General features: G+C 36.6%; 11 protein-coding genes and 1 pseudogene. All 12 read left to right on the top strand.

Annotated elements, in window-relative coordinates; translation table 11 throughout:
• Positions 1 to 202 (top strand): annotated as a pseudogene (locus BR04_RS17035) (IS1634 family transposase); the annotation flags it as partial.
• Between the two features lie 126 nt (positions 203 to 328).
• A complete protein-coding gene (locus BR04_RS17030; protein ID WP_496357228.1) occupies positions 329 to 883 on the top strand; it encodes a hypothetical protein in 555 nt (184 codons plus the stop codon).
• Position 884: 1 nt separating this feature from the next.
• A complete protein-coding gene (locus BR04_RS17025) occupies positions 885 to 1577 on the top strand; it encodes a hypothetical protein (RefSeq protein WP_496357227.1) in 693 nt (230 codons plus the stop codon).
• A gap of 5 nt (positions 1578 to 1582) precedes the next feature.
• Positions 1583 to 3826 (top strand): ATP-binding cassette domain-containing protein, encoded by a 2244-nt coding sequence (locus BR04_RS17020; RefSeq protein WP_496357226.1) that lies wholly within the window; start codon positions 1583 to 1585, stop codon positions 3824 to 3826.
• A gap of 2 nt (positions 3827 to 3828) precedes the next feature.
• On the top strand, positions 3829 to 4998 hold the full coding sequence (locus BR04_RS17015) for a hypothetical protein (RefSeq protein ID WP_496357225.1): 1170 nt from the start codon (positions 3829 to 3831) through the stop codon (positions 4996 to 4998).
• The gene (locus tag BR04_RS17010) at positions 4995 to 6332 is read left to right on the top strand and encodes an ATP-grasp domain-containing protein (protein WP_496357224.1); all 1338 of its coding nucleotides are present in this window, start codon (positions 4995 to 4997) and stop codon (positions 6330 to 6332) included. Before BR04_RS17015 ends, BR04_RS17010 begins: the two co-directional genes overlap by 4 nt.
• A gap of 176 nt (positions 6333 to 6508) precedes the next feature.
• Entirely contained in the window at positions 6509 to 7510 is a 1002-nt protein-coding gene (locus tag BR04_RS17005) for a hypothetical protein (RefSeq protein ID WP_496357223.1), read from the top strand.
• On the top strand, positions 7507 to 8694 hold the full coding sequence (locus BR04_RS17000) for a hypothetical protein (RefSeq protein WP_496357222.1): 1188 nt from the start codon (positions 7507 to 7509) through the stop codon (positions 8692 to 8694). Before BR04_RS17005 ends, BR04_RS17000 begins: the two co-directional genes overlap by 4 nt.
• A 1-nt stretch (position 8695) precedes the next feature.
• Entirely contained in the window at positions 8696 to 9475 is a 780-nt protein-coding gene (locus BR04_RS16995; RefSeq protein ID WP_496357221.1) for a class I SAM-dependent methyltransferase, read from the top strand.
• Entirely contained in the window at positions 9472 to 10464 is a 993-nt protein-coding gene (locus BR04_RS16990) for a hypothetical protein (protein WP_496357220.1), read from the top strand. Before BR04_RS16995 ends, BR04_RS16990 begins: the two co-directional genes overlap by 4 nt.
• On the top strand, positions 10461 to 12107 hold the full coding sequence (locus BR04_RS16985; protein ID WP_496357219.1) for an alanine racemase: 1647 nt from the start codon (positions 10461 to 10463) through the stop codon (positions 12105 to 12107). Before BR04_RS16990 ends, BR04_RS16985 begins: the two co-directional genes overlap by 4 nt.
• A 179-nt stretch (positions 12108 to 12286) precedes the next feature.
• The coding region (locus BR04_RS16980) for an IS1634 family transposase N-terminal domain-related protein (protein ID WP_496357229.1) at positions 12287 to 12412 on the top strand (126 nt) is incomplete at its 3' end.

The raw sequence follows: 12412 nt of genomic DNA, 5'->3' as shown, positions 1-12412 counted from the left end.
CAAAGAGCTCGCCATGAGACTTGAAGCCGCTGGTCATCACTTTGAATGGGCAACCATCCGCAATGACCTTGAGTCTCTGCAAAGAGTTATTGTGGAAGATAATGGTCGAAGACTTGCACTTCGTACAAGAAGTCATGGCGTATGTGGAAAAATATTCAAGGCTGTTGGTGTGGCCATGCCACAGGCAATTTGCGAAACATAAAAAAGAGCGTTTTGGGAAAACAGGATAACAGGTGGTGCCAAAGGTTTGTTATTGCTTTTTATCGCATTGAATTCATTGGATTATTAAAATTGGACTGTAGAAGATGAGTTTGAACTCGGGCTACGATTGGCATTTGATAAACCTGTTGTAATAATAAAAGATAATCAGACCAAACTTCCTTTCGATACAACGATTATTGAAGCTCTGACTTATGATAGAGGCCTAAAATATCAGAGCATTGAAAAATTAAAAAATGACATTTTAAAAAGAGTTTTAGCAACTTTAAATGAAAAAAATATAAATGATAACTATTCGCCATTTTTAGGAAGCTTTGGAACATTTTATTCAGCATCAGTAAGTACGGAGGTACTAGATTCATCAGATAAGCTTGTTAATTTATTGGTCAATATTCAAAATGACATAAGCTTATTACGTAGAAGCAATTCAATCAGCTCAGCATTGTTAAAGGTAGATCCTAAATATATTGAGTTTTTAATTGAAAAGGCAATAAATGAATGGTGTAGAAATAATAATGTACCTATAAATTCGAATTTATTGAAGAATAAAGATTTTTTTGATTGGGTAGAAACCGAAATAAATTCTTCCAGATTTTTTGATTCCATAGACGAGTTCAGGGAGGTTGTGAATATTTTATTAATGAGATTTATGGAGAGTGCTTAATATGAAGAATCAATTGGATTTATACGAATTGCCTTCATGGCGCATTGTTTCAATAGGAAGAGATAGAAATCATGGAGAAGACTTAAGGCATCTTATAGGCCATGTGGAAAATGTCTTTTCGAAATGGTTCAATAGTAGATTCCCAGAATTGCAAATGGATACGAATAGCTTTAGTTTGTCGCATGGAGCGATTTGGGAATCTGATACTATTGAAACACCCAATATAACAAATTTCCATCTTTTTGCGCTTGGACATCAAAAGATTATGAAATTTAAAGATGTCTGTAAATTTGCTTCCCACAATGGCTTTTTGGAAGGTTTGGATATTTTTCACAGATATATTTCTGGTGGATTATACGCAAGAACAACTGCTGGAAATTATTCCGAGATAAGTTATATAGTAGAAAACTTTATTACCAATGTAATTAATAAAAGTCATTTCAATTGGAATGGCAATCCTTGTATTGAGGTGTATAGAGAGCCTTATCCAAAAAAATTAACTGATGATGCTATTCAAATATTTATTCCGGTTTGCCCAAATGATAGCAATGAAAAAGGAAAAATGGTTTGTTGTTCCTATTGCGGCAAGTCATATCCTCTTGATACGGCCAACGACCTTAGGAAATGTTGTCGTCAATATAAAATAGAAATATGTTTTCAAAATTTCGGAAATACTTATTTGAAGGGGGAGTGAAAGTTATGATATTTGTAAAAGGTGCACGACAAAATAATTTAAAAAACATTACAATAGAAATCCCCACGAATAAATTTGTTGTAATAACTGGTGTGTCAGGTTCTGGCAAATCATCATTAGCCTTTGATACCATATTTTCGGAAGCTCAGCGTGAGTTCCTTGACTCCATGAGTTCATATGCAAGAAGATCAATCCCAAGAATATCAAAAGCAGATGTCGATACCATTGAAGGGCTTACCCCAAGTGTCATGATTGATCAACATCCTTTGGGTCGAAATCCAAGGTCAACTGTTGGTACTGTAACTGAAATCTATACATATTTAAGATTGCTGTATTCCAGATTAGGCAAACCTATTCTTAGTGCTTCAGATTTTTCTTTCAACAGACCTTCAGGAGCCTGTGAAACATGTAAAGGATTAGGGTTTGAAATAGTTCCAGATATAGAAGTGCTATTTAATTTAAATGAATCTCTCAATCAAGGTGCAATAAAACATAAGACTTGGAAAGTTGGAGGAAGATATTGGAATATAATTTCCGCATCTGGATTTTTTGATATGAACAAAAGGCTTTCGGATTTTACCGAAGAGGAAAGCAACAAACTTTTTCACAGTGAGCCCATTAAAGCGACAAACGATCAACCTGGTTATGTTCAATCATTTTCGTTTGAAGGAGTAATATCCCGACTTTTAAAAAGACAAAATGATAGCAGAGGATTAACTGGCAATTCTTATGACGAACAATTCTTCACCAAAAGGGCTTGTGAAACATGTAAAGGAGCTCGAATCAATTCACGTGCACGTGAGGTGCGGGTAAATGGGCGTAGTATTGTTGACTTAGTTAATATGGAGATCCATGATCTCTATGAATATCTGAAAAGTCTCAAAGGAAGTGTCGCTGATGCAATTGTGCCATATGTCAATAAGTTACTGTTGCATATGATCGACTCTGGAATCGGTTACTTAACCGTGAACAGATCCATTGGAACTCTTTCGAATGGTGAAGCCCAAAGATTAAAATTAGCCCGTCAACTTGGTGTTTCATTGACGGGACTTATTTATGTATTAGATGAACCAACTAGAGGGTTACATCCCCGGGATACACAAAAACTATTGGGTATTCTTGATCAGCTTAAAAACAAAGGAAACTCACTTCTTGTCGTAGAGCATGATATGGCTGTTATGCAACACGCTGATCATATAATTGATATTGGACCAGGAGCTGGGAAAAAAGGCGGCGTAGTAGTTGGGCAAGGAAGTCCTGAAGAAATTCGAGAATTAGACACACTAACCGGGAAATATATGTCAAATAGAAAAAAAGTAACAAGGCGTTTGCAATGCTTAAAAAATGCTAAGGAATTTTTAACCATTGAGAATGCAAAATTACATAATTTAAAAAATATTAATGTAAGAATACCTCGCAATGCTTTGACCTGTCTTACCGGTGTTTCAGGTAGTGGAAAGAGCTCATTGGTAGAAGTTTTTCTAAAAAAGTATTCCAATGCGACTGTTGTGGATCAAAGCGCCGTAGGCGCAAACGCTAGATCCATACCGGCTACATATACTAATGCTTTCGATGACATACGGAAAGAATTTTCAAGAGAGGCTGGTATAGAACCATCTCTATTAACATTTAATGGTGCTGGTGCATGTCATGAATGTGATGGATTGGGATATAAAGTGATTGATATGCATTTTCTTGGAGATGTTCAAGAATTGTGCCCGGAATGTCAGGGAAAGAGGTATGTTTCGCATGTATTAGACTACAGATATAAAGGCAAAACCATATCAGATGTTTTAGAAATGACTATATCTGAGTCACTTACATTTTTCAATGACAAGTCTATAATTCATGCTTTATCCATTCTCGAATCTGTTGGGCTTGGTTATTTATCGCTTGGGCAGCCACTGAACACACTTTCTGGCGGAGAAGCTCAAAGGGTCAAACTTGCTAGCAGGCTCAGAAAAAAGGGGGAGATCTATGTTCTTGATGAGCCTACTTCCGGATTACATATTGCGGATATTGATCTGTTGTTAGAAGTCATAAATAAGCTTGTTAAAAAAAATAACACAGTCGTAGTTATAGAGCATAATTTGGAAATAATCTCTAACTCCGACTGGGTAATAGATCTTGGACCTGAAGGTGGTGACGCTGGTGGTTATATAGTTGCTGAGGGAACGCCTGAAGAGATTTCAAAAACAGAAGAGTCATATACTGGCAGATTCTTATCAGAAATGTTTTCAGGTAATTAGTTATGAAAGACAACCTTCTTCTTAAACACATTGGGCTAAAGGCAAACTCATCACGCCCCCCATTGCCACACCTGATGGATTCATCATTGATTCGTGAGTCTAATAGCTTCGCTCGTATTTGGATAAAAACAAACGGCTGTAAGCATTCTTTAAAGAACGGTGGGTGTGTCTCCTGTGATTATTGGGCTGGAAGTTCTGTTTCATCGGAAGCTCAACTTGAAGCACTGATATCGAAACTTAGATGTATAGAAAACAATCCACCGGAAATACTTTTACTCAATACAAATGGCAGTATTTTTGATGAAGGTGAATTGTGCCGGACTACTCGTATAAAGATATTCGAAGAGCTACAAAAAAGGCTTTCACAAACTAAGATTATTTTTGAAACAAGAGCAGAAACAATCGATGAAACTGTAATTGAAGATCTAAAAATCTTTAGGCCTGAAAAAGTGATAATTGAAATTGGGGTTGAAACCGCATCACAGGCTTTCAACACTTTATGTTGTAACAAAAAATTAGATATTTCGAGAATTCCAGATGTCATAGCTAAACTCAATTCAGTCGGTATCAAGGCATTTGCCAACGTTTTAGTTGGATTACCATTCCTAACCGCATCAGAAATTATCTCTGATGCACTTTATACTATTGAATGGTGTTTTAAAGCAGGCTTCGATACCTGCGTACTATTTCCTATGAATATTAAGCCCTTTACGGCTTTAAGTTGGTTGCACAAAAACGGTTTCTATAATCCTACTTCACTTTGGGCTCTCGTTGATATTCTCGTCAGTCTCAAACCAGAACTTCTTCAACATATAGAAATATCATGGTATCCGGATTTAAAGCAAGTTAGACACCCATTTTATACTGAACCCGTGATAGTACCAATAACGTGCTCGGCTTGCTGTAAAGAGGTCAATTTGCATTTAACCAATTTCGCGACATCTCGACATAACCGTATTGATGAAATCGAAAAGGCTGCAAAAGTTGATTGTTCATGCCGAAAGCAATGGAAACAAATTTTAAGGAATAATGGTGCTGATATATTCTCGCAGAGAATAGAAAAGGCTTTCTCTGAAATTGCGACAAAGGCTTTTGGTCATGAGTGGCTAAAAGCAAATTGGAAAACAATATTGGGTCAAGTTAAAAAAAGTGTTGGGGATCTGCCAGCATGAAAAGAGCTGATAAAACAATAGGATTCCCAAATGTTCATGAAGTTGTACGCAGATCAATGCCATGGAAAACGTTTGATAGCGGATTTCTTAATAAACTGCGTGATGCTGGGGCTGCATATTCAGAACTTGGAATTTTATGGGGTGGCGATAACAAAACTGTAGTTCTTCCAAGGCCTATTCCTAATGTTCAATTAGATTATATAAAAGAATTGCTTGGGTATAAGAACATTGAAATCATAATTCCGGATTCCAATCATGGGGAAATATGTAGTTTGCCCCATAGTGGGCTAAATTCTTTAGAAGGCTTTGGCACCATTAATTGTTTGTTTTGGGGTGCTTCACCCGAAGCTTACTCTATGGTTTCACAGATGCAATCGTTGGGGTTTCATATAGAGTCACCAGATATTCCACAAGAATCTGTTTTTAAACATGTAGAACTATTCGATTCTAAATCGAAATTCCGTGAACTCCTTTCTTTTGAAAACATAGATTTTGGTACCATGAACTTCAGAATAGCAAAATCCTATGAAGATGTTCCTGTTATTTTAGAGGGTTATGTGGATGCGCAAATCCCATGTGTTGTAAAGTCTGAATTTGGTGTTGGAGGATATGGAAATATTTTTCTTAGCAAGGAATTGATCCTTTCTGGTTATGAGAAATGCCTAAAACGTATTGAAGAAGCTGTAAAATTTGCACCATATATATCATCAAACGAAATTGTCTTTGAGGATTTAATAAGAGACAGTTCTTCCACTTTTGATACTATTTCTGGCCTTGGGGTAATTAATCCTGACGGGGCTTGTAGTATCGTCGGAGTGGTAAAGGAGATAAGGGTATCAGGGTATTATAGAGGCGCACAAACGGTAATAGATAAGGATGCAAGGTTAATATCTGAAAAAACAATGGAAATTGGCTCAGTCATGTCTAAGTATGGGTATAGAGGATATTTTTGCATTGACTGTATTCGAAATTTTGAAAGCAAAGTGATTCTACTTGAGATAAACGCCAGACGATGTGCAAGCCATTTCATATTTGAAGTTGGGGATCGGTTGTTTTCATCAAAATACTATGCCCAGCACTATCTTTCCGTGCCAATTACATATTTGGGTGATGTAACTGGTGTGACAGAATTGGCAATCGATGTTTTTGCTAAAATAACAAATACAGAAACAGGCATTGTTGCTATGCCTACACAAGTTACAGGATTAACAGATTCATCCCCATATATCGGTTATTTGTTATTAGGAGACAATCATAATTCTGTGGAATCAGCTTGTAAAAAGGTAGTGTCCGAATTTGAACGGAATAAAATTATTTTAGGAGAAGCGCGATAATGAGTTTAAAACCTTTTTTATCTGAAGTTATTCGCGCTACGCGAGCTGTTTCTCAGCGTTACTGGAGTGATAGCTGCACATATTGCATCCGTAATAGCTGGGACAGAAACGGACAAACAGCAGGTCTTTGGTTTAGGACAAAAGGTTGCACATGGGCTTCAAAGGGAGGCTGTTTAGTGTGTAATTATAGCTCCGGACCCAATACAACATCTGATCAGATAATTGATTATGTTGAAAATGGGATGAAAGAGCTTGATGAGAGATTGAAATATCTTTTAATATCCCCTTCTGGGAGCATGTTAGATTCAAATGAAGTCCCGAATAAAGCAAGAGACGAAATTATAAACATTTTAGCTACAACTTTTCATGATGGTTTCGGTTTTGAAACTCGACCAGAAACAATTAACAGAGAAATCATCCAAAACTTCCAGGATAAATTAAACGGCAGACTAAAAAGAGTACTTCTGGGGATCGAAACTGTTAATAGTAACTATCAGAACTTTTGTCTAAACAAAGAATTGGATTTATCTACCTGTATTAATTCGTTCCAAATTCTAACTGAAAATAATGTGAGCCCTGTATCTAATATCCTGGTTGGGTTACCTTTTTTAACAGAGAAAGAAAATATTTCTGCGGCAATCGAGTCGATCTCATGGTCAATAGATCATGGAGCAGCATATTGTTATCTGTTTCCTGTTCACGTAAAAGACGGGACTCCGCTTCGTTTACTTTATAATAATGGTTATTATAAACCTCCGTCATTATGGGCACTCATTGAAGTTATTCGATATTTTGAAAAGAGATACCAAGAACCCTTGATAAGACCAAGCTGGTATACATCCTTAGGTGCATATAATGTAATTGAATCACCGTATACATGTAAGAAATGCTACAAAAAAGTCATAGAACTCCTTGATCACTACGACAGATGGAAAGACAATGAATCTATGGATAGGCTTTTTAATTTCAAATGTTCATGTAGGGATAAATGGAGAGAGGAAACAGATTTTGCTGATAAAAACAAAACCGACATGGTTGATCGAATATATCAAGGATATAAAATTATGGCTGATGAAACCAACATTCGATGGGAGATGTGGGAGGAAAAGATAATTCATGAGCTGAATTTGTCTTTTTCAGACGATAGGAGGCATGGTTCTGGGAAGGTACGTTTATGACAAATGAAAAATTAAGTATCAATTCTCCGGTTACCCAGCTTTTATCTTACGCTGGAATTGAATCTCGACGCAATGGATATCAATACTGGAAAGATAATCAATATGCCATGCATGATTGCACATGCATGGGAGAAAGTTGGGGATTCGTTTGGTTTCGAACAAGTGGGTGTATACAGGAACGCAGAGGTTCATGCATTTATTGTAAGTACGGCACGGGACCGATTTTTAATGATGAGCAGATAATAGATGGCTTTAAGGCTGCCTTATCAGGAATAACAAAGAAATATGATTTTCTATTTGCCTCTTCATCAGGAAGTATACTGGATTTGCGCGAAGTTTCTCAAGAGGTTTATCTTAATTATTTGGAATTATTGTCGCATACCGATCATGCTTCTTTTGGTTTTGAAACAAGGTGTGAAACAATTTCTTCAGAGAGAATAAGGCAAACCCAAGAAAAACTGGGCGGGCGCTTACGGCATGTATTTATGGGACTTGAGATTGCAAATGAATCTATACTCAAATATTGCCTAAACAAACAACAAAAACTAAACAGTTTTGCAAGTGCAATCAGAATACTGGCAAATGAAGGTGTCAGTTCGTGTGTAAATGTTTTGATTGGAATCCCATTCTATTCGGTTCAAGAAAGAATGAAACTATCTTTCGAAAGTATCAAATGGGCATTTGATAATGGAGCCCACAGAGTATTCCTTTTCCCGATAAATGTAAAAGAGCACACGCCATTATCATTTTTATTTCGGTCAAAGCTTTATTCTCCGCCATCTTTATGGGAAATGATTGAAGTAATGAAATTATTTCCTGATAAAATCGATGAAAAAAGGATAGGAATAAGTTGGTATCGCCCTCATAAAGATGTCCCAGGAATAATTCATAGTCCAATAACATGCAAGAAATGTAATACGGAGGTTCTTAATCTTCTTGATAAGTATGATAAGAACCCACAATTCTCTTATATCCGTCAACTTACGAATATGGAATGCTCTTGTAAGAACAAGTGGATTAAAGATAAGTCTGCCTCAAAAGATTTCTCAGTAGATTCTTTAATTGAGGCTTACCTCGAACTATCAAAAAATTGGGTCAAAACAAGCAGATTTTATAATGAACATTATGAGAGTATAAAAGGTGAACTTCTGGCAATGGAAAGACAGCTAAAGGGATATTATTAGAATGACGGCAATTTACGACGAACTATCAAGTATTTATGACGCATGGTCACAGGCTGATCCAGCAAGTTCTGACTCTGTCGAATTTTATAAAAATTTAGGGCAGAGCGAAAATGGAGTAATTGCAGAACTTGGGGTTGGGACTGGTCGAATCGCATTAGAACTTGCTGTTAGTGGAAAAAATATAATAGGAATCGATATATCTGACAAGATGCTTGAAATTTGCCACGCTAAAGCTAGAAAGCTTGGAGTGTCTGATCGAATGCATCTAATAACGAATGATATTCGAGATTTTGATTTGATGGAACCCGCCGATCTCATATACTTGCCTTTTAGGACAGTCGGACACTTATTAACTCAAAATGATCGGATGAAATTATTCCGTTCAGTATATCGCAACTTAAAAGTAGGTGGGAGATTCATTTTTGACCACTATATGTTCAGTGAACGGTGGGCGAAATCTAATGAACGAAAGCAGCGTTTGATGTGTGTCATACCCAATGAAGATATGAAATCTACATATGTATCCGATGTTTATTTGTATGACTACGAAAAGCAACTAATGGATTGTAGAATAGTCGTTGAAAATGTTGATGAGGTTGGTGTCGTGAACTTGAAGAGGTATATAAAATTTGATTTTTCATGGGTAACAATCGCTCAAATACAAGAACTTATAGATGCAGTAGGTTTTCATGTCGATGACTTGCTTGGTGAATTTAACGGAAATAAATGGACAGAACAATCCGAAAATCAAATATGGTTGTTACGGAAAACTAAGAAATGAATTGTTTTAATGGAAATAAGGCTTGTTATGCCGGTCGCTTAATAGATCCGGCGGGAATCGGGTTGAAAATGCTACTTGGAGAGAAAATTCCTGGCCCGGACAGCCTTTATTCTTGCTTGACCGGCCGTCCATTTCAATATCGAGCATTAGAAAAGCCGGATGAATGGTTCACTCCTTATCTTTCATTTGTGGATGCAATCAAACATGCTATAGGTACCCTTGGCATAAAAGGGCATACATATTTAAAAAATATTGATAATCATACCATAAATAAAGATGAGTATTCATACATTATAAAAGAGCTTCTTGTGCATGGACCCATTCTCATTGGTCCTTACAAAGGTAAAATATTTGAGAATGAATTCATGCATGCATTCACAGATGAACCAACTCATTGTTTATTGTGTGTCTCATCTGTTAGCAGCGAGTATTTGTTACTTCATCCTGACGGCCAACTGCTCGTTATGTCAATTGAACAAATGTTGAATCTACATAAAAGTAGCGAGATGCAATATAGTTTGATGCTCACAATTAGCACCTTTAATACTAAGAACACATTACAATTAGCTCCAAGCCTTGTACTTTTTTCAGGGGCTGAAATCGTATCAGATACAACTGATACTTTTGGATTCGCTGCTTTTATAAAAGTCTTGATAGATAAGTATCTTAATATGAAGATCAATTCAATTAGAGAAATTAAATTTAAATTGGGTATTTCTGAGCTATCAATAAATATACACATGATCAATGAGTTAGTGATGCTGTTTGAGCAGAGCAGGAATAACAATAGTCCAGAAAAATATAGGGCAAGACGCTTATCTTTAGCATTAGCCGATCTTCAAGAAAAGAGTGCCACTTTACTATCTCTCCCGACTGATGAACTGTGTAATCATGACAACTGGCTATCTGAATTTTCTACGAGCTGGGAACATTATGAAAGGGCTTTGATAAATTTACTACCATATGCCAGGGAGAATATGAAAATATGATTAAAAATATTAACAAACTATATGTTACTGATGCAGATCTCTTACAAAGTGCCGAAATGCATGGAACACCATGCTATATCTATGACCTAAAATGGATGTTGAACCAATGGAATGAATTGAAGAAAATACTTCCTGATGGCTCCGAGCTTTGTTACTCAGTAAAGGCGAATCCAAATTGTGAAATAATTAAATGTCTTAATAAGGCAGGAAGTTTTTTTGATGCAGCTTCAGTCAATGAAATAGATTTGTTGATTTCTTCGGGTGTTGCCCCCGATAAAATTTATTATATAGCACCAGGAAAATCTAAAAATGATATTAGAAGTGCTATCAAAAACAATATCAAGGCCATAGTTATTGATTCACCAAAAGAATTATATAAGATTGCTGAAGTCGCAGAGGATCTGGGAAAACCACAAGAGGTTATGTTTCGCCTAAACCCCGGAGAAAAGAGTTCTGGGTCACTTTCGATGGCTGGTGCAACACAATTCGGAATGTCCAAAGAAGAGATTATTGTTTGTTGGAAAGAATTACACAATAACCCTTCTATTAAATGTGTTGGTTTACATTGTTATCAGGGGTCAAATATTCTAGAAGAAAGCTTATTGATTGATGAGTTTGATAAAGTATTAAATGAGTTTTCAGATATTACTAGTGTGTTAAATGAAGTGCCTCCACTTTTTAATATCGGAGGCGGATTTGGGAGCCCTTTCAGCTGCGAAGAAAATTCATTAGACCTCATGAAGCTTAAGGCAGGCCTAACCTCTGTATTTTCTCCACACTCACGGATATTTAAAAATTCACAATATATTTTTGAGTCGGGTAGATTTATAGTGGGCGGGGGCGGTATTTTCTTGACGAGTATCCGCGATGTGAAAGAATCATTCAATAAAAAATATGTGATTATCGATGGTGGAATTCATTGTTTTGGCGGCTTAGGAAGAACGAACTCTTTTAGGCCGCCTCCAATTAGGACCCTAGGCACAAAAGAAACAAAAATTGAATCAGTAACACTTTGTGGCCCATCATGTACACCTTTAGATGTAATCGCACATAATGTTAAATTACCATCACCTAAAGAAGGAGATCTAATCGCAATATATAATGCTGGAGCATATCAACAGAGTGCTAGCCCAGGACGATTTTTAAGTTTAGGGTTTCCCAAAGAAGTGTGCTTGTTTAATAAAGAAGCAACAAATTTGAGGCTGTCTAATTTTGAGGATAGTTCATGCACCATTGGTATTGCAGGACCAAAAGACACACAGCGTATTGTGGCATTTTTCAAAGTTTATTTACATGACAATAATCCTGCCATCTACTCGCAGGAATTTTTATGCAATTATGGAGTTTCAGGTTCAATTAGACGACAATCTGTAATTGTTGCGCATGAAAAGGATTCTATTATTGCCGCATGCAGATACTATCGTAGAAAAGATGGTGACATTTCACTGTATCAATTTGCAATTAGAGAAGATCGTCGTGGCCGTCAGTTATTATTTTATATGCTGAAAACATTAGGAAATGTTTGTGTTCACAGTAAGTGCCCTGCAGAAATTGGATTTAATAGTTATTACAAGAAAACAGGCTGGCATCTTGAAAAGAATGATGGTGAATATTGTCATTGGAGTATGTCATTCGGAGTATGATTATTAACCCAACTTCGTCAAAATTGATCGGGCAACGCTTATTTTTTGCCCAAAACCCCATGTCTTGCAGGCATAACCGCCTGAAATCATTGTTTTGCACCGGGCAAAACCCAAATGTAGTGACCCATAAAACAAAATAATTATTGACACCCCCCTGTTTTTTAGCTACGGTGACGGGTATGTATATTAAACGCGTCCGCAAATCGAACCGTAACAGCAAGAAGGTGTATGAATATCTGCACCTTGTTGAAACTATCCGAACCCCGAAAGGGCCTCGGCAGCGTCTTATTTTAAATCTGGGGATT

The organism is Desulfobotulus sapovorans DSM 2055, assembly GCF_059569355.1.
This window is presented reverse-complemented; position numbering and strand designations above follow the sequence as displayed.